The sequence below is a fragment of the Aeribacillus sp. FSL K6-2833 genome (assembly GCF_037965815.1).
Taxonomy (GTDB): Bacteria; Bacillota; Bacilli; order Bacillales; family Aeribacillaceae; genus Aeribacillus; species Aeribacillus composti.
This window is the reverse complement of record NZ_CP150189.1, coordinates 654,065-678,297: the sequence shown is the minus strand read 5'-3', so window position 1 is coordinate 678,297 and position 24,233 is coordinate 654,065. Positions and strand designations below refer to the sequence as shown.

General features: G+C 35.7%; 19 protein-coding genes and 3 pseudogenes. 13 read left to right on the top strand and 9 right to left on the bottom strand.

Features of this window, described 5'->3' with window-relative positions; genetic code table 11:
- Positions 1 to 5 precede the first annotated feature (5 nt).
- From NSQ94_RS03375 to NSQ94_RS03350, 6 genes and pseudogenes are all read left to right on the top strand, one after another.
- Positions 6 to 452 carry a hypothetical protein gene (locus tag NSQ94_RS03375; RefSeq protein ID WP_066248066.1) on the top strand — a complete coding sequence of 149 codons (447 nt, stop codon included), beginning with the start codon at positions 6 to 8 and terminating at the stop codon, positions 450 to 452.
- A gap of 8 nt (positions 453 to 460) precedes the next feature.
- Positions 461 to 673 carry a DUF2997 domain-containing protein gene (locus tag NSQ94_RS03370; protein ID WP_066248063.1) on the top strand — a complete coding sequence of 71 codons (213 nt, stop codon included), beginning with the start codon at positions 461 to 463 and terminating at the stop codon, positions 671 to 673.
- On the top strand, positions 674 to 1,390 hold the full coding sequence (locus NSQ94_RS03365; protein WP_339230117.1) for a helix-hairpin-helix domain-containing protein: 717 nt from the start codon (positions 674 to 676) through the stop codon (positions 1,388 to 1,390).
- Positions 1,390 to 2,013 (top strand): 4Fe-4S single cluster domain-containing protein, encoded by a 624-nt coding sequence (locus NSQ94_RS03360; protein ID WP_339195827.1) that lies wholly within the window; start codon positions 1,390 to 1,392, stop codon positions 2,011 to 2,013. The genes NSQ94_RS03365 and NSQ94_RS03360 overlap by 1 nt, the downstream gene beginning before the upstream one ends.
- 1,887 nt (positions 2,014 to 3,900) lie before the next feature.
- Positions 3,901 to 4,102, top strand: a pseudogene (locus NSQ94_RS03355) (hypothetical protein); the annotation flags it as partial.
- Positions 4,103 to 4,104: 2 nt separating this feature from the next.
- Positions 4,105 to 5,034, top strand: a complete 930-nt coding sequence (locus tag NSQ94_RS03350; RefSeq protein ID WP_144598183.1) for a hypothetical protein — start codon at positions 4,105 to 4,107, stop codon at positions 5,032 to 5,034.
- Positions 5,035 to 5,633: 599 nt separating this feature from the next.
- Here the strand turns inward: NSQ94_RS03350 and NSQ94_RS03345 are convergent.
- The 4 genes and pseudogenes from NSQ94_RS03345 to NSQ94_RS03330 form a co-directional block, all read right to left on the bottom strand.
- On the bottom strand, positions 5,634 to 6,251 hold the full coding sequence (locus tag NSQ94_RS03345) for a hypothetical protein (RefSeq protein ID WP_339230115.1): 618 nt from the start codon (positions 6,249 to 6,251) through the stop codon (positions 5,634 to 5,636).
- A gap of 164 nt (positions 6,252 to 6,415) precedes the next feature.
- A pseudogene (locus NSQ94_RS03340) lies at positions 6,416 to 7,560 on the bottom strand (IS3 family transposase).
- An 88-nt stretch (positions 7,561 to 7,648) separates the two neighbouring features.
- A complete protein-coding gene (locus tag NSQ94_RS03335) occupies positions 7,649 to 8,293 on the bottom strand; it encodes an ABC-2 transporter permease (RefSeq protein WP_066248048.1) in 645 nt (214 codons plus the stop codon).
- 7 nt (positions 8,294 to 8,300) lie between these two features.
- A complete protein-coding gene (locus tag NSQ94_RS03330; protein ID WP_066248045.1) occupies positions 8,301 to 9,149 on the bottom strand; it encodes an ABC transporter ATP-binding protein in 849 nt (282 codons plus the stop codon).
- A gap of 1,157 nt (positions 9,150 to 10,306) precedes the next feature.
- Here NSQ94_RS03330 and NSQ94_RS03325 point away from each other — a divergent pair.
- The 4 genes from NSQ94_RS03325 (at position 10,307) to NSQ94_RS03310 (ending at position 15,596) form a co-directional block, all read left to right on the top strand.
- Positions 10,307 to 11,914 carry an alpha-glucoside-specific PTS transporter subunit IIBC gene (locus NSQ94_RS03325; RefSeq protein ID WP_339230113.1) on the top strand — a complete coding sequence of 536 codons (1,608 nt, stop codon included), beginning with the start codon at positions 10,307 to 10,309 and terminating at the stop codon, positions 11,912 to 11,914.
- Between the two features lie 198 nt (positions 11,915 to 12,112).
- A complete protein-coding gene (locus NSQ94_RS03320) occupies positions 12,113 to 13,471 on the top strand; it encodes a 6-phospho-alpha-glucosidase (protein WP_339230111.1) in 1,359 nt (452 codons plus the stop codon).
- A 306-nt stretch (positions 13,472 to 13,777) separates the two neighbouring features.
- Positions 13,778 to 14,569 (top strand): MurR/RpiR family transcriptional regulator, encoded by a 792-nt coding sequence (locus NSQ94_RS03315; RefSeq protein WP_094244504.1) that lies wholly within the window; start codon positions 13,778 to 13,780, stop codon positions 14,567 to 14,569.
- 526 nt (positions 14,570 to 15,095) lie between these two features.
- Positions 15,096 to 15,596: a PTS glucose transporter subunit IIA gene (locus NSQ94_RS03310; RefSeq protein ID WP_144598524.1), complete on the top strand. Its 501-nt coding sequence runs from the start codon at positions 15,096 to 15,098 to the stop codon at positions 15,594 to 15,596.
- 439 nt (positions 15,597 to 16,035) lie between these two features.
- On the opposite strand, the gene NSQ94_RS03305 is transcribed toward NSQ94_RS03310, so the two are convergent.
- From NSQ94_RS03305 to NSQ94_RS03290, 4 genes and pseudogenes are all read right to left on the bottom strand, one after another.
- The gene (locus NSQ94_RS03305; RefSeq protein ID WP_094244503.1) at positions 16,036 to 16,641 is read right to left on the bottom strand and encodes an IS1634 family transposase; all 606 of its coding nucleotides are present in this window, start codon (positions 16,639 to 16,641) and stop codon (positions 16,036 to 16,038) included.
- A gap of 224 nt (positions 16,642 to 16,865) precedes the next feature.
- Positions 16,866 to 17,326, bottom strand: a pseudogene (locus tag NSQ94_RS03300) (transposase); the annotation flags it as partial.
- A 764-nt stretch (positions 17,327 to 18,090) separates the two neighbouring features.
- Entirely contained in the window at positions 18,091 to 18,579 is a 489-nt protein-coding gene (locus NSQ94_RS03295; RefSeq protein ID WP_062678576.1) for a hypothetical protein, read from the bottom strand.
- 83 nt (positions 18,580 to 18,662) lie between these two features.
- Positions 18,663 to 19,820 carry a S8 family peptidase gene (locus NSQ94_RS03290; protein WP_066251638.1) on the bottom strand — a complete coding sequence of 386 codons (1,158 nt, stop codon included), beginning with the start codon at positions 19,818 to 19,820 and terminating at the stop codon, positions 18,663 to 18,665.
- A gap of 102 nt (positions 19,821 to 19,922) precedes the next feature.
- Between NSQ94_RS03290 and NSQ94_RS03285 the strand changes: the two genes are divergently transcribed.
- Positions 19,923 to 20,162, top strand: coding sequence for a hypothetical protein (locus NSQ94_RS03285; RefSeq protein ID WP_062678573.1), 240 nt, complete (start codon positions 19,923 to 19,925; stop codon positions 20,160 to 20,162).
- Positions 20,163 to 20,457: 295 nt separating this feature from the next.
- Here NSQ94_RS03285 and NSQ94_RS03280 read toward each other — a convergent pair.
- Positions 20,458 to 21,614, bottom strand: a protein-coding gene (locus NSQ94_RS03280) for an IS3 family transposase (protein WP_339230109.1) whose coding sequence is annotated in 2 segments (ribosomal slippage) — positions 20,458 to 21,356 and positions 21,356 to 21,614 — 1,158 coding nt in all. Because the reading frame shifts where the segments join, the coding sequence is not laid out codon by codon here.
- Between the two features lie 453 nt (positions 21,615 to 22,067).
- On the opposite strand from NSQ94_RS03280, the gene NSQ94_RS03275 reads away from it, so the two are divergent.
- Both NSQ94_RS03275 and NSQ94_RS03270 read left to right on the top strand, forming a co-directional pair.
- Positions 22,068 to 23,327 carry an IS481 family transposase gene (locus NSQ94_RS03275; protein ID WP_339230107.1) on the top strand — a complete coding sequence of 420 codons (1,260 nt, stop codon included), beginning with the start codon at positions 22,068 to 22,070 and terminating at the stop codon, positions 23,325 to 23,327.
- Complete coding sequence (locus NSQ94_RS03270; protein ID WP_044748971.1) at positions 23,320 to 24,123, top strand: AAA family ATPase; 804 nt, start codon at positions 23,320 to 23,322, stop codon at positions 24,121 to 24,123. Before NSQ94_RS03275 ends, NSQ94_RS03270 begins: the two co-directional genes overlap by 8 nt.
- The last annotated feature ends 110 nt before the right edge of the window (positions 24,124 to 24,233 follow it).

Sequence of the window (24,233 nt, the reverse complement as noted above, 5' to 3'; positions counted from 1 at the left end):
ATGAATTGAGCATTGAACTTTTGTTAGTTCCAATTGGTATTGCAACAATTAGTTCGATTAAAGCCTTTGCAAATCAAAAAAATGATTCCTTTATCATTCCAACGATTATGAAGAAAGAAGATTTACTTCAAAAATCGATTGAACAGTATGGTTGCAAAGTGACAAAATTGACTGAACAAAATTACCAAACGACAATTGAAGATCTTCAAATTTATTTTCAACTAACTGAACAGGGGTATTTTGAAGCGATATTTAACAATAGTGTTGACACACAAGCTGCCATGGAATTTATTGAAAATTTACAGACAGAATACAAATATCTAATACAACAAGAAACTTATCAACATTTACTGAAACAAGCAGCAGAACATGGCCTACATCTGGAATCGGAAATTATGCAAGAAGACCGAACAATTGTTTTAACTTTTAATGTCAACAATATTTCTAAATAGGTGATGCTATGGGAACCAAAAAAATACAGATCAAATTGACAGAAGACGGTAAAATCTTTGCGGAAACAATTGGCATGAAGGGACAAGAATGCATCAAGTATATTGACCTTTTGGAGAAACTACTCGAATCGGAAACAGTTGATTCAAATTATAAAGAAGAATATTTTCAATTTGAAGAAACTATAACTGAACAAAATAAATTGAAGCTAAAGGAGGAGTGAATGATGCGGAGTATAACTGAGAAGGGGATAGGTTGGGAATTACGTAACTCCATCTGGATGCTATGGGTCTTTTTCCCTTTTGCTTTTTTTAATTATATTTCTTTTTTCTATGCAGCTTTCAGAGTAAGACAAAGAAAATGGTTTTTTGCAGGACTCATATATACTTTACCTTTTATCATATTTTTAATTGCAGAAGAAGGACATTTCTTATTTGATATCGCGTTTGCATTAGCACTTATTAGTTGGGTTTCTTCCATCTTTCATGTTTTTAGAATTAGACCTGAATATTTACTCCGTCTTGAATCACAGCAAAAAGTACAAGAAAAAAATTTAAAGCAATTAAAAGAAGCTATTGCGAAAGAACATATCCTTGAATCGAATGATGAACAGCAAGTGATTTCTCCAAAGGAAGAATTTATAAACCCAATGCAGCCATCAATTGAAAACGAAAGCGTAAGTAAACAAATCGATGTTAATCATGCTTCAGCAGAAGAAATTGCAAAGGTACCTGGGGTTGGATTGATTTTTGCGAAAAAAATAATTGCAGAGAGAGAAAGGGTAGGATTCTTTCAAAATTTCGAACACTTTATCCAAGTTCTTGGGATTAAGCCTCATGTAGCTGAAAAAATGAGACCATATTTACAGTTTAATACAGACGATAATAATCAAGGAAATCAAAAGAAAAAAATGGAACGAGGAAGAGTTGTGGACTTTTGATGGAACTGTACATACATCGTTATATTCCAGTTACTGAAGTGGAAGGACCAGGTAAAAGATTTGCAATTTGGGTACAAGGTTGTTCAATTCGTTGTAAAGGGTGTGCCGTTCCTTGGACTTGGGTAAATGAAAACGGTACAAAAATGAATGTGGAGAATTTATTTGAATTCATTAAAGATAGTAAAGAGCAAAACGAGATTGAAGGCGTCACATTTCTTGGAGGAGAACCGTTTGATCAAGCTGAAGCCTTAGGGGAACTAGGAAGAAAAGTGAAACAGCTCGGCTTAACAGTTATGACATTTACAGGGTATTTATATGATGATTTGAAAAAACAAAAACAAAATCAACGGCTGCTATCAGTGACAGATTTGCTAATCGATGGACCTTTTATCGAAGAAAAATTAGATTTAAGCCGTCCTTGGGTTGGTTCATCCAATCAAAACTATCATTTCCTCACGGATGTTTATAAACATTTAGAAACGAACTTTCATCAATTCCAAAATAAAATTGAAATTCGAATTTCTCAAAATGGTACAATCTCAGTGAACGGAATGGCAACGAAAGATACATTGAAAGAAATATTGAATCAGCACACTTTTAAACGTATCCGATCAAATACTTAATTTTTATTTGTTAGGTGCACTTGATAAAGAAACAATAGATAATCCCCTACCTTTCAGGTACCGTCAAAAATTTTGTGTAATACAAGATAGATAGGGGGTCTCTGAAATGGATTTGGAATGTTTCTCCACACGGGGCTGTCCAGAAAATCAAATCCCCATAAAAAACAAAAAATCATAAACATCGATATATCAACGTTTCTAAAACATCAAAGGGGGCGTCAATAAGTAGTAAAAACGACTTATTAGACACCCCCATGTGGAAAGTGGGAATCCTCCTATTTTTTTGATTTGCATTATTTAGTTCTTCAAACATATGCTCGAGGGCTGCTTGTACTTCGGCCAATCCTGGCAACTTTCGCTCTGCCCATTTCTCATTAGCTGATAAGTACTGACCACCGTTACAAATATAGGAAGATAGTACATGAGGCACCACTGTATGGAAACAACAAAATTGATCGCAGTTTCCCCTCTTCGAATGTAAACTCTCTGGAGCACGCGTTCCTTTTACAGGTTCGATATCAACAATTTCTTTTTTTTGGATAGGATTAAGATGCGGTAAGTATTTTGACAGAAAAATACCCCGAAATCAGAAATGTTTATTTTCCGAGATCGGGGTTGGAGTTTATTTTAATAGGGCATAAAAAAGAAAAGGGATTTAGAAGATAAGAAAAAACATGAAGATGGTACCTTTTCATATAATAAAGGTTTTTCTGTAGTTTACTTCCTTCAAAAACACCGATTTTGACCAGAATTTAGGATATCGGTTACATTTTAAAAAATCTTCCCTGAACAGAAAAAAGACAGGAAAGATTGCAACTTTGGGATGGCGTTTTAGTTGGAAAACGAACTCTGTATAGGTTGAATGTTTTAACTTGCCTAGTCTAGGATTAATTTACCAAATCCTCAATCATAAGGTTGTGGTTGCCAGGTCATTTTCGCCTAGGCAATCGGCTACTTTCTCGTATAACAACCGGCGGCAGATGTTATTGCGAAGCTTTATAATGCAGGATGATAGGCTTATTTTTTTTCATTGTTGCTTTATATAAACTAATTTCACCAGTTGTATGTTCGGAGTCTGCGGAATCAGCCACAAAATTTTCATTTAATGATATAGTCCAAATCTCTTCGTTATTGTCTCATTAAAACAACAGCAAGAGTGCCAAACTGAGTAATATGATCCCAGTAAAATAATTCCTTTTTACCATTATGAGTAACAGAAATTCCTTCTGAATGGCTTACAACCTCAATGTTATTTCCTTGCCATCGACCATGGATTTCAGCCCCGGCATAATAATAGAACCTTCCGTAACCACGATCACCATAAGTCCCGATAAATTGTTGAATCGTATGATCAACGGTTTTATATGTAACGGCGGCAATAACATTCGCTAACTATTCCACTTTAAAATTCCCCATCTGTTTTATAGGGAAGCCTTTCTTTTGGACGAGACAGAATTCCGTAATAAGACCTCAAGTAAACGGCATCCCCACTCTAATTGATAATACATGTTTAAAATCAGGCGATATACTTATGATATTTTTAACTTTTTTACCATTTGCAACAAACAATCCCTCATTGACTACTTATTCCATCCAATTTCTGGCTGATGTGTCTCAAACCCTAGGATATTTTACTTAAAATAGAAAGTTTTAGGTAGATTATTTAAATTTTTCCTTATAATCATTTAACTATTTATTTAAAAAGCCGATTATAAATAATGAAATTGTTTGGTTTTCAATTTAATTTTCACTTTGATGACTATTGTGTGCAGAAAAGCTTTGCGGAAGATCAACCAAACATGAACTCTGCAAGCTCCGATTTTTGCAATTACGGTGTGTCTGGAAGTAGGTACGCTTTTTACATAGCATTAATCTGGCCCAAACCCGTACTACTATAGTTCGTTTGTTGATACTTTAAAAAACAACACAACGCAGACTGGAAACTGACGATTTTAACTATGGCAATCACATTTTAATCGTCGATTTAAAAACAGGTAAATCAATCGATTTCTTTAGTGCATTGAATTTTTACTATGAAAGCAAAGTGGAACCATTACCTTCCATTAATTATTTAGATAGGAGGGAATAACCGTGAAAATTGATCTTGGATATATCGGAGCAATAGTCGCTCGAAATAGAGCCAAAATGCCACCCGTACACGAAATCAAAAATCCATTGGCCGGACAACAAGTGGAAGTCAACCGAAACGGACAAGCCTATAAACTTACGATTTCGGATGAAATCAAACAAGTTCAAGGCTTGATGGCCATACCGATGGAAAAGTTTTTTCACGTAGAAAACGTTGACCCTTCTGATATTTTCTCTTATCGGCCAAAGGATCAATGGCTTGTGTTCAGCCAATATTTATATGAATCCAAATACTTCGATTCGCTAAGTAATGAAGAAGTAAAAAAAGTAGAATCCATCTTACAACACATAACGGACGGAGTAGATAGTTTGTCGCCATATCTAGGGATTAGCCTTTTTGGAATTAGTAAAGAACAACAGCATTCTTATGAAGCCCATCTTGAATTGGCTTCTTCAACAGCTGCACTTCAATACTTCAGTGATACGTTTTTAAGCGGTGATGTAAAAAAAGGATTTGATCAACTGATTCAAGATTATGTCCGCCACAATACGAAAATAGCCATAAATCACCAATCGGTAGAGGAGCGATTCATCGCAGCACGAGCCAAAATCAGGTCACTAAATGCTCCTTTAACATACCAACAAAGCCGTGAGCTGTCCATGACGAATAAACTTGGGAAAACGGTATATACACAAGCAGAAATTGAATCAGTCATCAAAAATTATCAAGAAATGTTTGAGAGCATTCAAAATGAAGAAGATTTGTCTGGAGTGCTTGCAAAAGCAAAAGAACAACTGCTTTCATTTGCTACGAAAGGCATCTCACCAAGGGATATAGATTACCAATTGGCAAGAGATTTTGTTGCACAGCGTGCCGATGACACATTCAATCGAATTGAGAATTACTGGCGTATGTTATTGCAAGAAAAATAAATTGTTCATTTGATCCGTGTTAAAAGATAGGGGGAAGTTTTTGCACTTTTTAACAAAAGTTGAGCAAAATATGGAAAAAGCTCAACCAACAGAAAATTGCTTGCAATGAAAATTACCGTTTAATAACTGAAGAAATCAATAATCTGCTTTCGAATAAACTGAAGCTTAAGCTGGAAAAATCTACTATCAATCCAAACGTGAACGAAAGAAATATGAGGAAAGACTACAAAATGATTTAATAGACATTTCAATGAACTAACTTCTGAGATGCTTCACCGTTTGGTTGATCGAATCGAAATAAAAGAAGATGTTTCACCAAAGATTTATTATCATTTCAAAAATGATGTTTTAAAAGAATAAAAGATATAGGAAAAGCACGTTTCATGATTTCCAGAAACGTGCTTTCAGCTTATCGACAAAGTCGACAAACTGAGATTAGTTTAAAAAACTAATCTTTTTGATTCCATTAAAAACGAGTTACGAGTGGCATAGGGGGGATACCGCGATAATAAAGAAAAAGCTGAGGTTCTATGAATTAAGACTTCATATTTTAGTGTTTATGATAAATTAAATCAGTTTCGTAACTATCACCGCTGTAATTATTTTTTTAAATACAATCTCTTTAATTCTTCTGTTTCTTCTTTCTTTAATTTTAAATTGTAATGTGAAATGATCTTTTTCATTAAGGAGTCAAATTGCTTTAAATAAAAGCCATAATTATAAATTATCACAAATGCACTTGTCAATCTTTTGTTTCGGACAATTGGGATTATATTATTCTCAAGAGACAAGTAAAAAACATCACAACGATCGTCATTTATTTTATCAATATTTATTTTTCCAATTTCTTTTCTATACAAAGAAAAATAATTTTTCCCTATATGATCTTCAAGGATTTTATTTGCTTTATTTACATCTTCTCCTATATTTCGCAGCATTTTTCTTACGCTATTACTTGGTTTATCTTGATTAAAGTAACTATACACAACTATATAAAATGCCAATTGGCCAAATTCCGAATCGGCATATTGTCCAATCAAAAATTCTTTATTTCTTTGGACTTCATATAATCTCATTTTTTTGTTGACAATATCAGTTTTACATCTTATAGACATATCGAAATACACATTGTCTTTATCATAATTTTTTTGATAGACAGAAACTTTGTAATGCACCCCTTTGTCAAGACACAAATTGATAATATTTAAGTTATCCATTCTCTCCTTTCGCTATGAATGTGGTGCGTGTGCGATAAAGGCTTGACAAAGAGCCTCTAAGGGCACGATTTTTTGTGCTGGAGCGATGGACAGATAACATCGCATGGCTAAAACAGCCTATCATGCCCGTCTCTCCATATAAAGCCTCTCATCACGTTCGATGGTTAGGATGCTTGAGCCATCTTAGGTTGCTTGTACACTGTTGCTGGCGTCAAATAGTCCAAGGATTGGTGAGGTCGGTCTGTATTATAGAACGTAACATAGCATCGAAGCCTTTTCGCAACTCTTTAGGATTATCGAATTCATTGAGATAGATACATTCATACTTTAAAGCCCTAAAGAAGCGTTCCGTACGACTATTGTTTGTTGCTCGTCCTTTGCCATCCATTGATATCTGGATGCTATACTCTTTCAACAGCCCGAGATAGTCAGCGTTTGTAAAATGGCTGCCCTAGTCACTATTGATGATGGCCGGCTTACCATGACGCAATGCCCGCTTCAGACAGTCGATGACAAATCCTTTCTCCAGCGTGCTAGATAACTCGTAATCGATCACTTTGCGGCTGAACCAGTCGATGATGGTAAACAGGTACATAAAGCCCCGTCCCATACGAAGGTAGGTGATATCCACTCCCCATACATGGTTCGGATGGGTGATCTCCCATCCACGGAGCAGGTAAGGTCGGCAGTACTTGGCATGTAGCCTCTTACTAAGGTTGGGTTTAGGGTAAATAGCTTGTATACCCATAAGACGCATGAGACAGTGTACGGTTTATGATTCACATCCAATCCTTTCTCACGAAGTTTCGCAGTCATGCGCCTGTAGCCAAAGTAGGGATGAGCTGTATAAAGCATATCCATTTCGTGCATGAGCATGATGTTTTCTGAGCTTTCTGTTTGCCCCTTTGATTGGCGATACACGCTAGTACGATGAATACCTAATAACTGTGCCTGACGCTTGATGCTGATCGATGGGTGATTGAATTCGACCATAGCCTTTCGTTCGTCAACAGACTTATTTGAGCCCAGATTTTTTTTTCAGCCAGTCAACTTCAACCGTTAACTGACCTACCAATTTCTCTAAATTTTCTTGTTTGGCCTCATATTCTTTACGGATTTTATCCACTTCGCTTGAGCCTTTTTCAAAGACCATCGAGGATCGTTCTAGAAATTCTGCTTTCCAACGACTGACCATGACTGGGCTTAATTCATATTTGGCGGCTATTTCATTGACGGTTTGCTCTTCACGCAACACCTCAAGAACCACCTTAGCTTTAAATTCTGCGGTATATCGGTTTCTTTTTTTCATGGTATCATTATAACTTATTTATCACGCTCATGTGTCTCACCTTATGGGAGCATTATATTCTACCTACTTGATGTACTAATCACATAGTCTAAAATTCTTTCTTTCGATAAATAATTACAGCAATTAAATATGAGAGAGTAAATACAGTAATACCAAGTACTATAAATAAAATCGGAACTAATAAAGACGAATCTATGGATAACGGTAATTTGTCTATTAAATCTTCTACTAAGAATTTGATTCCATAATAAACAAATAGACCTACAAATCCTCCTCCAAGTACAAATGCATCAGATTTGTCTGCACCAAAGATATAGAGGAACGGGTATATAAGCGCACCTGCTAAAAGAACTACGAAAATTCCAGAAGAAATAATATTAATTATGCCATTTATTTGTGTTTCAAAAATTAGATCATATGTATAAATAACAATATATGAAAGAAATGCTCCGATAATCACAACCGATAAGTAAAAAATATAGTGACTTCGGACAATATTAGACCTACTAACCGGTAAGGTAAGTACATATTTATCATAACCAGACTTACTCTCTATTTTTATAACTTCAAGTGAAGGCAAAGTCATTAATAATATAATTAACATAGCGGCCACACCACTTACCATAGGCCCTGCAAAAAATAAAAGTACACCAGAAATCAATAATGCGAGACCTACATATGCAAAAATACTTCGATAAACTAGGTAATAGTTTGTCAATAATAGACCTTTCACTTAAATTTCACTCCCTGTTAGTTAGTAAGAGACTAAGTTCTTCCATTGAAATCTTTTTAGAGCTAAGGTCCTTTGGCAATTCCATTTTATTTGATACAAGTATTCTAGAATAAGAACCATAGTCCCTTTTTGCAACAACTATATTTCTATTTAGTAAAGATAATCGTTCCTTTTTGATATCAACAATTGCAAATTTTTCAAGAATCTTGTCCTTTCTCTCATTTAATAAAATTTCACCATTTTTGATAAAAACAATATGACTAGCAATTTTCTCAATATCACTCATAATATGAGAAGAAAGTAATATCCCACCACTACTCTCTCTCACAAAGCTTTTTAACTCACCTAAGACTTGTTCTCTTGATGAGGGATCAAGCCCTCCTGTTGCCTCATCTAGTAATAGTAGTTTTGCATTATGTGACAGTGCAACAGCTATAGAAAGTTTCATTGACATCCCACGAGAAAATTTATATATTTGTTTATCTTCGGGGAGAGAAAAAGAATTAACCAATCGGAAAAAATCATCTTGATTCCAAGTATTAAATATTCTCAAAAAAACTTTATTTAGTTGTTTGATTGTTAGGTGCGCCGGTAAATTCATAGCATCGAACACAACTCCAATTTTTTCCTTCATCTTAGGCTGTTTATGTATATTTTCTTTGCCAAAGATTTTAATTCTACCTGAATCCTGAGAAACTAGACCTAGTATTGTTTTAAATGTAGTAGATTTACCTGCACCATTATCACCAATAAAGCCAACTATTGATCCTGACGGAACATTGAATGTAACATTTTTTAAAACAACTTTATTGCCATATCGCTTTGTAATATTTTGAACATCTAATAAGTACGACATTTTCTCACTCCAACATATTATCTTAGTATATATATGTATTCTACTTACACCCGTTAAATCATTTATTTTTTCAAAAATTATCTTTCTATTCAGAATAATAATGTAGAATAATACATTTTAAAAGGGGCTTTTGAATCGTTTTGTTTTTTTATTAGGTCTAAGAGCCTATGTTTTTACTTATTTTTGTTTGTACATCCAAGGTTATGAAAATAATATAGGAGAGAATAAATAGTATTTTTCCATTGATTGATGTTAAATTAATAGATGGATACTACCTTAACACTACATTAAATAAAAAAAATTTATAGAAAAATAACAAGTATCATTTACTTAATGATTAGTGTCGAACTCGATTCATCAGAAAAATGTAAGTGTAGTACTTCTTCTAGGTCCTTTTCGGTTAATTTTTCTAATATTTGTATTACGTCAAATAAATTCGTCCCATTGAAATGATAACGTGTGAATTGATTTGCAATAAATTGAGGCGAATTAATAGACCTTAAAAAGCAACCAATTTCCTTATTTATTACACGTTGTGCATTATCTCTTTTTATCGGATCCCTTTTAAATCTAGAAACCGTTTCATATACAGTATTAATAACTTCTTGAGGCTCTTTACTTTCCCCAATAATTATGGAGTAACCAAAATTCCCCTCAATTCCGCCGGAACCTTAACATCCCCAACCCCTTCCATGGCGAATCCTATTTGCCGGTCAGGGTTCGCATTTTTCAGATTTGCTATGGCGTTGTCTACGAATCGGCCGACTTTAGGCGCACCGTTTGCTGCGCCGGTTTTCAAATGCTGCAGTATTTCTAATTCATTAGCCTCCTACTCGATGTTTAGGGAAGCTAAAGCTACATAGTGAATAACCGTGAGAAAGAAATTTTATATGTTTTTCCAGTTTGAAAAGTTCGTGAAATTTTTCAAACTGTGGGAAAATGTTCAAATGGAAAGGATAAGTCCCGACATCTTGCCAAGTTATTGTTAAAAATTAGATTTTAATATAACTTAATTGTAAGCGCTGACAATTTATAGTTGCAACTATAAGCACCTTGACATTTTTGCTATGGCAATCATCTTTTGCATGAAATAACAGATCCCACAAATTACTTCTTAAGTATTGTTATTTAATTGCTAGAAAAGGAGTGGATCAAGGATGATGCAAAAATTCCAACGGTTCGGTGGGGCGATGTTTGTACCAGTATTATTATTCCCATTTGCGGGGATACTTGTAGGTCTCACAATTTTATTTAAAAACGGGGATATTATGGGTTCTTTGGCTGATCCAGATGGAGCATGGTATAAATTCTGGACGGTAATAGAGGAAGGTGGATGGACAGTATTTAATCAAATCCCGTTGCTTTTTGTTGCCGGCATCCCTATTGGATTAGCGAAAAAAGCACATGCGAGAGCTGTTTTAGCAGCACTCGTAACCTATTTAACTTTCAATTATTTTGTAAACGCTATTTTAACGATTTGGGGGGAAAATTTTGGTGTCGATTTTAGCGAAGAAGTTGGAGGAGTGAGCGGGTTAACGGAAATTGCCGGTATTAAAACTTTAGATACAAATATTATCGGTGCGATTGTTATTTCTTCCCTTGTTGTTTTAATCCACAATCATTATTTTGACAAAAAACTACCAGATTTCCTAGGTATCTTCCAAGGAACATCCTTTGTTGTCATTGTTTGTTTTTTTGCTATATTGCCTCTTGCCTTGCTTACCTCGTGGGGGTGGCCGATAATTCAGAACGGAATTGCTTCTTTACAAGGGTTTTTGGCTTCCTCTGATGTATTAGGGGTTTGGTTGTATACATTCCTTGAAAGAATCTTAATTCCAACGGGACTGCACCATTTTATATACGGTCCTTTTATCTACGGCCCGGCAGTTGTTGATGGCGGAATTGCAAAATATTGGATGGAGCATTTATCGGAATATGCTACAAGTGCTCATTCATTAAAAGAAATGTTCCCGGAAGGCGGTTTTGCTTTGCATGGTATGTCCAAAATTTTTGGAATCCCTGGCATTGCATTAGCGATATACGTAACAGCAAAACCTGAGAAAAAGAAAATCGTATCAGGTATGTTGATTGCAGCAACTTTAACATCTGTTGTAGCTGGGATCACAGAACCGATAGAGTTCACATTTTTATTTGTTGCTCCTCTTCTATTTGCTGTACATGCATTTTTAGCAGCTTCTATGGCTGCGGTGATGTATGCGTTTGGTGCAGTTGGTAATATGGGTGGTGGATTGTTAGAAATTGCCAGTTCCAACTGGATTCCGTTATTCAAATACCATACTTCCACTTATATCACTCAGTGGATAATTGGATTGGCATTTACGGTTATCTATTTTTTCATGTTTCGTTATTTAATTGTAAAGCTAAATGTAGCTACCCCAGGTCGTGAAGCAGATGACCAAAAAGAAGTAAAACTGTATACAAAAGCAGACTACAAAGCTAAAAAGCAAGCAGAAAATAAAAATAGTGCAAATAAAGAAAATGCTTATTTTGTTCAAGCTAGTGAATTTTTAGAAGCCCTAGGCGGATCTTCTAATATTGCCGATGTAACAAACTGTGCTACAAGACTCCGCGTAACAGTAGTAGATGAATCAAAAATAGCGCCTGATAGCCGATTTAGATCAGCTGGAGCCCACGGAATTGTTAAGAATGGGAAAGCAATTCAAGTGATAGTCGGTTTATCGGTTCCACAAGTAAGGGAACAATTTGAGAATTTATTGAGTGATTCTTGCAAAAAAACAATATAAAGAAAACTGAAAGGCTTCACATTTACTTGCAAATTCTAAAATGTTGTTTATTTGACAAGCGGGAAAATTCCCTTCTTGTGGGAAATAGAACTGAACTTGAGATAGCGACCAGAATGGTTAAGGAATATTGTTTTCATACAAATGAATTGTTATAACTTGGATGAAAGAGGATATTGCATTAAAGGAGGAAACCTAAAAATGAAAAAATTCTCGGTATTAATTGCAGGCGGGGGAAGTACTTTTACTCCAGGGATTGTTTTGATGTTATTAGATAATTTACATAAATTTCCAATTCGGAAATTAAAACTTTATGATAATGATGAGGAACGTCAAGCAACAATTGCAGGAGCTTGCGAAATAATTCTCAAAGAAAGAGCTCCGGAAATAGAATTTTTGGCAACAACAAATCCTGAAGAAGCCTTTACAGATGTTGATTTTGTCATGGCGCATATTCGTGTAGGAAAATATGCAATGCGTGAATTAGATGAAAAAATACCTTTGAAACATGGTGTAGTTGGTCAAGAAACATGCGGGCCAGGCGGAATTGCATATGGAATGCGTTCTATTGGAGGTGTATTAGAATTAATTGATTATATGGAAAAATACTCTCCAGATGCATGGATGTTAAACTATTCCAATCCAGCAGCTATTGTTGCTGAAGCTACCCGTCGTTTGCGGCCAAATTCCAAAATATTAAACATTTGCGACATGCCTATTGGAATTGAAATGCGCATGGCACAAATTTTAGGTTTAAATGATCGTAAAGAAATGAATGTCCGTTATTTTGGATTAAACCATTTTGGCTGGTGGACAGAAATCCGTGATAAAGATGGAAATGATTTAATGCCAAAACTAAAAGAACATGTAGCTAAACATGGATATAATGTACCAAATAGCGCAGATAACCAGCATGTAGATCAAAGTTGGAATGAAACATTCTTAAAGGCGCGTGATGTATATGCATTAGATCCAAATACATTGCCGAATACGTATTTGCAATACTACTTCTTCCCAGATTATGTTGTGGAGCATTCTAATCCTGAATATACAAGAGCCAATGAGGTAATGGAAGGCCGTGAAAAATTTGTTTTCGGCGAATGTAGAAAAATAATTGAAAATCAATCCACAGAAGGCAGTAAACTTCATATAGATGAACATGCAGCATATATTGTAGATTTAGCACGTGCCATTGCATATAACACTCATGAAAGAATGTTATTAATTGTCGAAAATAAAGGATCAATTATTAATCTTGATCCAACTGCAATGGTGGAAATTCCTTGTATTGTTGGAAGTAATGGTCCAGAGCCATTATCGATAGGAGAAATTCCACAATTCCAAAAAGGATTAATGGAACAACAAGTATCAGTTGAAAAATTGGTTGTTGAGGCGTGGGTTACCCGTTCTTACCAAAAATTATGGCAAGCAATAACATTATCCAAAACAGTACCAAGTGCAAAAGTTGCTAAAGAAATATTGGATGATTTAATTGAAGCAAATAAAGATTTCTGGCCTGAACTTCATAAAGATGATGTGGTAGTGAGCGAATTTTTTTAAGATGATCGATTTTATCAAACAAAAAGTACAAAAGGGTAACAATCTTTTGTACTTTTTTGTTTCACTCCTCCCTCTGTTAATGAATAATTATTTTTTGCCAAGCAGCAGACTTACACCTTTTTTTCCTTTAAACTAAGTATTGTAGTGTTCTGGCATTACATTTGGCTGCTTCCGAAAGAATGTAAAGGATAATAATCCAGTACAGTTCCATATAGTTCTGCCAGCGAATTTATTCGCAGTTAACGGCACGGCCATTGGAGATGACAAGAGCAAACATAAATTATTTATTGAAGGAGGGGATATGGCTTGAGATTAGAAGAACTTATTAATAAACATTATAAAAAATTAAATGAGACAGATTTACACATCTTAAAGTACATTATGAATAATAAAAATACTTGTTATTCGTTAGGGATTAATAATCTAGCTGAAAAATGCAATGTTTCCCGCTCTTCAATATTGCGGTTGGCACAAAAATTGGAATTTAGTGGATATAGTGAATTCCGAGTGTTCTTAAAATGGCAAGGTCGAGAGGATCCGGTAGAAGAAAAAAGCGGTGTAGAAATTTTGCAGGAAGATCTTCATGAAACAATCAAATATATTCAAACCAAAGATTTTTCGGATGTTTGTGAATTGATATATAATGCCAATCAAGTATTTGTTTTTGGGACGGGCACTGCCCAATTACATTGTGCATTAGAGTTGCAAAGAATGTTTCTGCCGCTTCAAAAGTATTTGAATGTTATCCACTCTCAATTGGAGTTTGAAATAATTGTAAAGGATTTGCAGAAAAACGATGTTGTGATCATTTTTTCTTTATCAGGAGATACACCAACAATTTTTCCTGCAGTGCAAAATTTAGTTGCCAAAGGAATTCCTTTTATCTCTATAACAAATTTAGTAAATAATCGTTTGGCTAGAATGACTCCGTATAATTTATATGCCAGAAGTTCAAATCTCGCAAGCCATAACGGAACAAAATTGAAAACATTTGCCCCTTTTTTTATTATTGGAGAAGCTATTTTTAGCCATTATGTTGACTATCTGAAAGAGAAAAAAGAAACAATTGAAAGGGCGGGAAAAGATGAAGACGCATAATACAACGTGCCAACAAAAACATTCGAATGATTCCCCTTCCATATTACAAAGTTTGCGCATTTTTAAAATATCGGTCATCTTTTTTATACGTCCCATTTCTCTTTCTTAGTTATTTATATATAATGTCGCTGCAGGCAAACCAACCTTTTTTTGCTCAAGTAAAAGAGGATCCTTTTATTAAAATTTGTTTGTGTTTGCCATGTTAAATCTTTTTTTGGTGTATTGACAAGAATGGTGTTGTCAGATTTATAAAACAGATCCAGTTAGAAATAGGAAGGTTGGCGATTTCATTATTGCTGGTTGAAATATATTTGGCAGTATGTTGCTTCTTTTAGCTATTAGCAAATACCGGAAAGCACATAAAGAATTAATAAAAAATAGTACGTTGAACCGGAAGGAAAAAGGAGCAAATTTAAGATTTGTCGGAAGTACCATTATTGTTGGATTGCTGTCTGTTCTTTGTCTTGTCTTTATTATTAAAATACAATTTTCATAAAATTATTATAGATAGAAAGAAGGAATTAGTATGTTAAAAAAAATATTTGCGAAAAATCCCAAAACTATTATAGAAGAAATTTTTTCACCTATGTATGGCGAAGTAATTTCATTATCAGAAGTACCGGATCCCGTGTTTGCCCAAAAGATGATGGGGGATGGGATAGCGGTTATTCCTAAAGACGGAAAGGTTGTGTCCCCTGTAAAAGGACAAATTATTCAAGTATTTCCTACTAAGCACGCAATAGGTATTCGAACAAAACATGGGTTAGAAATATTAATTCACGTTGGACTAGATACGGTTGAATTAAATGGTGAAGGTTATGAAGTAACTGTGAGTGAAGGGCAAAAAGTAAAAATTGGAGATCCCATAATGAATGTTGATATAGAATTTATTGAAAAAAATAATAAAGAAATCGTAACGCCAATTATTATTACAAATAGCGCTGAAAAGACTGAGAAAATAGTTGTGCGGGAAGCTGGTGAAATACAAAGGGGAGAGTATATATTGAAATGCTATGTTGTAAATTAGGGCAATTTCATTCTAACATCCGAAATACCGCGAAAAATTTTGCGAATCCCCTAGATGATGCACATTCTTACCAAGCATTTGTGCATTTTCCAAATATATTTCTGTAAAATGATGCAAGTTATTTTCTACAAGAAGAAAATTCAGAGTGTTGCAGTATATCTTTATCAAAATTTTGTATAAATATACATATATGTGATCTATCCATCAAGGGCTTGACATGGATCCTCTGTAGCCATGATTCTTTAGCCAAGCGCCAGCTTCAACAGTTTTGGCAAAACCAAAAAAGGTTATCATGGCTCCTCCTCCATGTAAAGCTCCTTTGCATATCACTGCATAAGGATTTTGCAATTCTCTGCACTTTTATTTTCAAAAAACAAACCTATTGTAATTAAGTTTATTATAATCTCCCTGTTCTCCGTGTCTAATTTTTAGACTAACATCACTCTTGGGCTTTCTTCGACTTTCGTAATTTGACACCCACAATATATTCCATGCCCAGTTCACGAATTTGATCTAAGTTGGCTTCACTAACCATTCCGCGGTCTCCCACTAGAATGACTTTCTGAATAGGATAGCGCTTCTTCAGGTCTCCAACCACCATGCCAAATGTCTTCGTATCATGCATGTTTCCAGGGAAGACTTGATGCCCAATCGGAATCCCTGTTTTGGTCATTAATAAGCCAATCACGACTTGTTTTCGATCTCCACGATGATCTTTGGAGTAACCATAGTGAGCCAGCAGTTCGTCTGCTTCCTCTCCTTCGAAATAGGTGCTTGTCGTGTCGTAAAACACGATATCTACTTCTAATGAGGTTAAATCGGTTAAATGTCCATAAAGTTGTTCCTCAATTTTTTCTTTTTGTTCACTTAAGAAGTCTAATGCACGATAGTAGTGATGGAGTTGAATGTCTGAAAGACCTTCTGCATAAATCGTGTCGATCCATTGTTTGAAGATATAATGCTTACTATTGGGATCCATGAGACGGTTTAACACCATGGCAAAAATGGCTTCGTCATACTGAGAAGCAGCCTCGGAATCATCCATGATTTTACGTAATAGCCGACCAAGCCCTAACTTTTCCCATACCTTTCGGAACAGATAAACCGGCCCAAACTCTTTTGTCCAAAGCACGGAGACAGAAGAGGAAGAGCCTTGCCCGTGAATTCGGTCAAAGTAACGCTCTGAAAATTTGGCTAATCCCTCGATTATGTTATCGACAGAGCCATTCTCTAATAAATGTTCTAACCTCCCTAGATTACTAATTCATGTTTGATTTTACGTGTACCATAGTTTTTGCGGCTTTTCTGGAAAATTTCCAGAATGGCAGCTGTCAGTTCATCTTCTGCATTACTTTTTTCTTTTACTTCGTAATAATAGGTACTTCTTGGAAGTTGTAGGACATCGCACATTGCTGATATCGAGTATTTGTGTCTGTTATTCTTGATCACATTTACTTTTGTCCTAGTATCAGCGCGGCTTGCTTTAAACTATCATTCTCCATCAATAAACGCTTGTTTTCTTTTCGAAGCTGGATCAATTCATTTTCTTCTGGAGAACGATTGTCCTTTTCCTTAAATGAACCGGATGTTTTGCTTTGTTTGATCCATTTGTCCAAGGCTGAAGGCGTTAAATCATATTCACGAATAATATCTTTTCTTGGTTTCCCATTTTCATAAAGCTTGACCATTTGAGCCTTGAATTCTACAGTGAATGTTCGTCTGTTTCTCATTTTTAAACTCTCCTTAACTGTGGTAGTGTTGAAGTAGACCACCAAAACAGTGGGTTTGCGACGAAACTTGACATGGAGCCTCTGCGGGCATGCTTTCCCAGCCAAGAAGTCAGATGATGTGTTCATCTGTCTCGCCGACAAGGCTAGCATACCCGCCACTCCAAGTAAAGTTTCTAGTACGGATCCTTTATGTTTAATAAGCAGTATACCCAAATTTGGTGTTTAGTCTACTTGACCTTAATTTTATTGTCCAGTTAAGTGTAGCCGATTCAATCAATTATAATTCTTTTTAGAGTATTACTTAACCAAGTTGTGTCCATAAATCTATACTACAACTACTTAGTTATATTATTTCGGTATTTATTGTTTTACTTATATAATAAAACCAAGTCTTATATCTTCAGATGATTATGTAAATGCTTTAGAAATGGGTATTCAACCAGAGGAAGGTAGTCAATATAATGTTGCACCATTTATAAAAAACTTTATAGATACTTATGTATTAAAATTACATCCTGAAATAAAAGTGTTTTTAAAAGATCAAGTGTATATGAATTTTGATTGAGTGAATAAATATTTTAATTTAAATACCATCATTAGATTAGTGTTTCCAACAGCCAATGGACCAACTAGCAGTTGTTCTAGATGCATTGCTAAATGTGGCACTTGCTGACCTAGATAAATAAAAATGGAGAAAAGAGAATCGGTGTGAATTCAAATTCTCTTTTCTCCTTATTTTTAAACTAGTTTTGTCCGAACAATTCCTAAATTAAAAACATAACTGCAGCTGCAATCGCATCTCCGATTGGAACAGCATATGATTTTGGAACTCCCATATTAGAAAGTGATTGTTGAAGTATTGCACTTAAACGGGATTGTGTATAATCCTCAAGTTCGTTAATTTTCTTTTGTGCATCTGCAATACCTTTTGCGATTTTACTGCTATTATTCTTTAAATATTTCGCTGTATCAGCATCAAGATATTTTGTGATTTTTGATAATGCAGAACCACCATATCTTACAATTTGTTCGGCTACTTCTAAGCCCATTTTAATTAGCCATCCTGTTTTTCCTGCAGCTTCAACCTCATCCCCAATTTCATCGTCAGTAGTTACTGAATTTTGGATGTATTCTTCAGTAACAACTGAATTATTACTTTGTTGACTTTTTGGAGCTGCAAGACTAGCACTTGGAAGAGTGAATGTTACTAGTAGTGAAAATACTAATAAACATGCAAGAAATTTTCTTGACATTAAAACCACCCCTTCAAGATTATTACAAGATTATTAAATTATGAGTTTATAATCCCATAATTTGTATTATTTGTAAACTATTTTTAATTTTTACTAAATTTAATTGCCTTCGGAACATCAATAATCCCTTTGCCATAAAGTTTAGGGTTTCCAAAAGGTTTTTTAGATTTTAATAATATTTTTCTTAACTCCTCTACATCAAGATTAGGTTGACACTCCAATACTAATGCAGCGACACCACTAACATGTGGAGCAGCCATAGAAGTTCCGGTAGCTAAAAAATATAATCCACTTTGAACAGTTGTATAAACGTAATCTCCAGGAGCTGATATATCTATTCGTTTTCCTGTACTAGAATAAGACGCCCTTTCTCCATTCTTATCTACTGCCGCTACAGCAATTACCTCGTCATATGCTGCTGGATACGTAACAGTATCCACTTTTTTTGTTCCTCCCATATTCCCCGCAGAAGCAACCAACAATATATTATTTTCATATGCTTTTTGAATAGCATTTCTTAATACACTATTATCTATTGTTGTTTGTAAGCTAAAGTTTAGTATATCTATATCATTTTCAATAGCCCATTCTATACCAGCTACTACATCGCTTATTGACCCTTTTCCGTTTGATTTCAAAACTTTAATTGAATATAATTCCACATCTGGTGCAACACCTATAATTCCATAAGAATTATCTAAAGCTGCTATAATTCCAGCGACTTTAGTGCCGTGTCCATAGTCATCATAATAATTCCCATTATTACCCACTATGTTGATTCCACCGCTAACTTTCAAATCTTTATGAGGATTTATCCCTGAATCTATAATGCCGACTTTAACATTTTTACCAGTAATATCTATTTGATGAGCATAAGTAGAACCGATATAATCAATATTCCAAGGAATCAATTGTTCTTGAGGATCAATATCAATGAGCCCCCAATCAGTTTCATAAGCTTCATCAATTTCCACTTCGACATCTAACTCTATACTTACGATCTCGTTATTATCTTTAATTCTTTGTATAGTTTCTGAAGAAGCCTCTATTAATACTGAAGATGAAGTATTAAACTGCCGAATAATTTTTCCCTCTTTTTCTTTAATGTAATCCGTATCCACTTCTTCTTTAAAAGTCACAAAATATCGTTGCTCATGGTTATTATCAGCAAATGTTTTGGGTATATTAAAAGTAAAAAATATTAGTGACATTATAATTACAAGTAGCATCTTATTATTCATTTTTTACATCCCTTCCAATTTAATGTAAAAGTAGTATATCGTTACAGTTTTTTTGTTATATAATAATAACCGATAAAAGAAAAAAATTAAAGGAGGAGTATGATGTTTGAAAATAAATTAGCCGATGAAAATGCGGTAAAGCAATATGATGAAGTTTTAAAAAGTATTGATTCTTTGACAGAAGATGAGGCTAAAACTGTATTAAAACAGATTTATATGAGATTAGATATTGTTAAGAACGGAAACAAAGAATATAAAAGCGAACAATGTGTAAAAGATTTAATATCCCAATTTAAAGATTTTGTTAGAATTGAAAAAATAAAAAAAGAAAATAATAAATAAAACAAATAAAATTCGCATAATTTAATAAAATTTATTTTCTTTTTAAAAAAACATACTAAGATTAGTAGCACAGACCACGGCCATGGTCTGTGCTACTATTTTTTTATAGTAGAAGTGGAGAATAGGTCGTGACAGCCCCAGTGATATTAGGTCAATAAAGTAGACACAAAAATTTATAAATTTTTTTCGCAGCTACCGCGCTATCGCTTGGTGGCCTTTTAAAAATAATTACGACGTTGTCCTAATTATTTTTAAAGGTAAATTTTCGGGTCTAACTATTCTATTAATATGCTCATTAAGCTCCCTTTTTGTCGTACATACGTTCGTATTCAGATGGCGAAAAATACTCTGTTGCGGAGTGAATACGTTTATTATTGTAAAATATTTCTATATACTCAAATATGCTCTTTTTTGCTTCTTCCCTTGTTTTATAACGAGTCTGATAGATTAGTTCTTTTTTTATTATCCCATGAAATGATTCAATACAAGCGTTGTCATAACAATTTCCTTTGCGGCTCATGCTACATTTCATTCCGTATTCCATTAGCTTAGCTTGATAGTCATTTGAAGCATATTGACTCCCTCGATCAGAATGATGGAGGATAGAACCCTGTGGTTGTTGACGCTGATAGGCTTGCTTTAAAGCACTTAACACTAGCTCCTTTTTCATGGAACAGTCTATATGCCAGCCGACTATTTTCCTTGAATACAAATCCATCATACTAGCTAGATAAAGCCAACCTTCATCCGTTGGAATGTATGTGATATCAGCTACCCATACTTCATTTGGTTTCGTAACAGTAAAATGTTGGTTTAAGACATTTTCGTGGACCGGATGGTTATGTTTTGAGTTAGTGGTAGCCTTATGCTTTTTCACGGTACGAGACTTCATTCCCTCTTTGTTCATTATGCGGGAAACCGTCTTCTGTGAAACCTTAATGCCTTCATGATTAAGCTTTTTGGCAACCTTTGGACTCCCATACAGTTGGCGAGATTCGATATACACACGACGCACTTCCTGCGTCCATTCTTCTCGACGCTCTTGTCTAGCACTTTTGGGACGATCACGCCATTTATAATAACCGCTTCGAGAAACTTTCAATACTTCGCACATCTTCTCCAATCGGTAATCGAAGCGATGCTCATGGATAAATGAATCTTTTACCGATGGTCTTTCGCGAAGAAGTGCATCGCCTTTTTTAAGATGGAGTTTTCCTCCTCCAGATCCCGAATACGTTTCTTCAGTTCACGAACTTCGTGGTCTTCGGATCGAAACGTTTGGGTTTCTGTTATTTCAGGTTCTTGCTTATATTTTTTCATCCAGCCGTGAAGAGTATTTTCGTTAATTTTGAGCTCACGAGCCACTTGTGCAACGGATTTCGCTTCCTCCAAAATATAACGAACAGTTTGACGCTTAAAGTCTTCCTCGTACCGCCTTTGTTTTTTTGTCATGTAGACACCTCATTTTTTAGTCTATTATTACTATAATAATCTGTGTCTACTTTTTAGTCTAACATCAATGTGCTTCATCAAACCGGCACAAATCCATCAAAAAGACAACTCATTTCTTTCTATCTCCGACGATTTATCCAAACAATTTCATGGATTTATATGTATTTTACTTCGGCGAAGGAATCTTTCGGTTGGGAGCGAGATACCCAACAACAAGCTTGTCGATCGATCGGGAAAATCCAACAATGGGGAGAGGAACGGTTTGTCAAAGAGTCGTGGGGGTATTTGTCGACCTACTTTATGGCACATTGTTTTGGACGATAAGGAAGCGCAACTAGGTGTTGAGGTCGTCCCACATACCTTTTGCCTCGACAGGTGGAAAAGAAGAATTTATCATCAAAGGTGAAATGGATAGCCGGCTGTCCTTCGAAATGAAAAAGGAGGATGGAAACGATGGACGAACACATGAGAGAACAAATTGCCTTATTCCGATTCGGATTGATTGCCCCACTTTTGAATGAACAAGTAGATCCGAAGAGCTACCTCACTGAGATGGCTAATCGCATTCATGAAATGCCGTATTACGGAGAGAAACGGATCGCTGCGAAAACGATTCAAGACTGGTACTTGCGTTATCGGAAAATGGGATTTGAGGGATTAAAACCGAAGAAGCGCTCGGATCGTGGACATTCCCGAAAGCTGTCTCCAGAAGATGAGGATTATATTCTAGCGATGAGAAAAAAATTTCCCCAAGTGCCAGTGACGGTCTTTTACCAACAACTGGTACACCAAGGGGAAATCAACCCAAAACAAATTTCTTATTTTACTATATACCGATTATTAAAAAAATTCAACCTTGTCGGCAAAGAAATTTTACCGATGCCGGAGAGAAAACGTTTTGCGCATGATCAAGTGAACGCCTTATGGCAAGGAGACCTTTCTTACGGTCCGTATGTTCCAATCAACGGGAAGAAGAAAAGAACGTTTCTCATCGCTTACATCGATGATTGTTCACGCATCGTGCCATACGCTCAATTTTTCTCTTCCGAGAAATTTGATGGGCTGCGAGTCGTCACCAAAGAAGCGCTCATTCGGTATGGAAAGCCGAAAATGATTTACTCGGATAACGGAAAGATTTATCGTTCCGAAACTCTTCAGTATGCGTGTGCACAGTTAGGGATCACCCTCGTTCATACGCAGCCATATGACCCGCAAAGCAAGGGCAAAATTGAGCGCTTTTTCAAGACGGTGCAGACGCGTTTTTATCCGTTATTGGACATGAATCCGGTTCATTCACTCGAAGAGTTGAATGAACGATTTTGGAGATGGCTGGAGGAAGATTATCATCGTAACCCCCATGCATCGCTCAATGGAAAAACGCCTCATGAAATCTTTCTGTCTCAAAACCATACGGTTCAATTTCTAGAAGATCCGACGGTGTTGGATTCAATGTTTCTGAAACGCGAGTTTCGGAAAGTGAAGGCCGATGGAACGATTTCGCTCAACAAACAATTGTACGAAGTGCCTCCTCGTTTCATTGGCCAATCCGTCGATATTCGTTACGATGATCATGGTGTATATGTATATGAAGATGGCAAGGAAGTCACTCAAGCCAAACCTGTATGCCTGCATGATAACGCCCATGTGAAACGAAATCGGTCCCCGTTTTCGTTGAATACAGAATGGGCAAAGGGGGAAGAAGATCATGTATAAAACCTTCTACTCCCTTTCTCATGAACCCTTTTCGAAAGAAATGAAGCCGTCGGATGCCTATCTCGCTACTTCGTATCGAGAAGCATTGGCGGGATTGGATTATATCAAACGAACGAGAGGAATCGGTCTATTCATTGGTGAACCGGGATCTGGAAAAACGTTTACGTTACGAACGTTTAAAGAGTCGTTGAATCCATCGTTGTATCATGTCGTCTATTTTCCTCTTTCCACAGGAGGAGTGATGGATTTTTACCGAGGGCTTGCGCTTGGGTTGGGAGAAGAGCCAAAATACCGGAAGGTCGATTTGTTTTATCAAATTCAGCAAGGAATCGAACGATTGTACACCGAACGAAGAATCACTCCTGTCTTGATTTTGGATGAGATGCATCTGGCTAAAGATGCCTTTCTGCAAGATCTTGCGATTTTGTTTAATTTTCAAATGGATTCGACGAATCCATTTGTCTTGATTTTAGCTGGCCTTCCGCATTTACAAACGCGACTTCGGCTCAACCAGCATCGGCCGTTGAATCAACGTATCATCATGCGATATCAAATGGGGCCATTGACGAAAGAAGAAGTTGGTCAATATATAGAACAGCGAATGAAAATGGCGGGAGCGAAGATTCCGATTTTTACTCCAGCAGCGCTAGAGGCCATCGCTTTACAATCTCAAGGATGGCCAAGAGTGATCAATACCCTAGCCACGACTTGCCTCTTGTATGGATACCAAATGAAAAAAGAACAGATCGATGAAGAAATCGTTCGAATGGCGGCAGAGGAACATCATCTTTACTAAGCGATCGGAGCTCTTTGTACGGAGGGTTCCATTTTTTTCGAAGAGGGGCGGAAAAATCATCGAAAAACGACCGGAAAAATGTGCAAAGAACCTGGGGAAAATCGCAAAAT

What these genes read in the sequence shown, in the direction of transcription:
- NSQ94_RS03370 (WP_066248063.1), top strand. Translation starts at nt 461, where the DNA reads ATGGGAACCAAAAAAATACAGATCAAATTGACAGAAGACGGTAAAATC.
- NSQ94_RS03365 (WP_339230117.1), top strand. Translation starts at nt 674, where the DNA reads ATGATGCGGAGTATAACTGAGAAGGGGATAGGTTGGGAATTACGTAAC.
- NSQ94_RS03360 (WP_339195827.1), top strand. Translation starts at nt 1,390, where the DNA reads ATGGAACTGTACATACATCGTTATATTCCAGTTACTGAAGTGGAAGGA.
- NSQ94_RS03345 (WP_339230115.1), bottom strand. Translation starts at nt 6,251, where the DNA reads ATGGATAACTTAAATATTATCAATTTGTGTCTTGACAAAGGGGTGCAT.
- NSQ94_RS03330 (WP_066248045.1), bottom strand. Translation starts at nt 9,149, where the DNA reads ATGTCGTACTTATTAGATGTTCAAAATATTACAAAGCGATATGGCAAT.
- NSQ94_RS03325 (WP_339230113.1), top strand. Translation starts at nt 10,307, where the DNA reads ATGATGCAAAAATTCCAACGGTTCGGTGGGGCGATGTTTGTACCAGTA.
- NSQ94_RS03320 (WP_339230111.1), top strand. Translation starts at nt 12,113, where the DNA reads ATGAAAAAATTCTCGGTATTAATTGCAGGCGGGGGAAGTACTTTTACT.
- NSQ94_RS03310 (WP_144598524.1), top strand. Translation starts at nt 15,096, where the DNA reads ATGTTAAAAAAAATATTTGCGAAAAATCCCAAAACTATTATAGAAGAA.
- NSQ94_RS03305 (WP_094244503.1), bottom strand. Translation starts at nt 16,641, where the DNA reads ATGGATGATTCCGAGGCTGCTTCTCAGTATGACGAAGCCATTTTTGCC.
- NSQ94_RS03295 (WP_062678576.1), bottom strand. Translation starts at nt 18,579, where the DNA reads ATGTCAAGAAAATTTCTTGCATGTTTATTAGTATTTTCACTACTAGTA.
- NSQ94_RS03290 (WP_066251638.1), bottom strand. Translation starts at nt 19,820, where the DNA reads ATGAATAATAAGATGCTACTTGTAATTATAATGTCACTAATATTTTTT.
- NSQ94_RS03285 (WP_062678573.1), top strand. Translation starts at nt 19,923, where the DNA reads ATGTTTGAAAATAAATTAGCCGATGAAAATGCGGTAAAGCAATATGAT.
- NSQ94_RS03275 (WP_339230107.1), top strand. Translation starts at nt 22,068, where the DNA reads ATGGACGAACACATGAGAGAACAAATTGCCTTATTCCGATTCGGATTG.
- NSQ94_RS03270 (WP_044748971.1), top strand. Translation starts at nt 23,320, where the DNA reads ATGTATAAAACCTTCTACTCCCTTTCTCATGAACCCTTTTCGAAAGAA.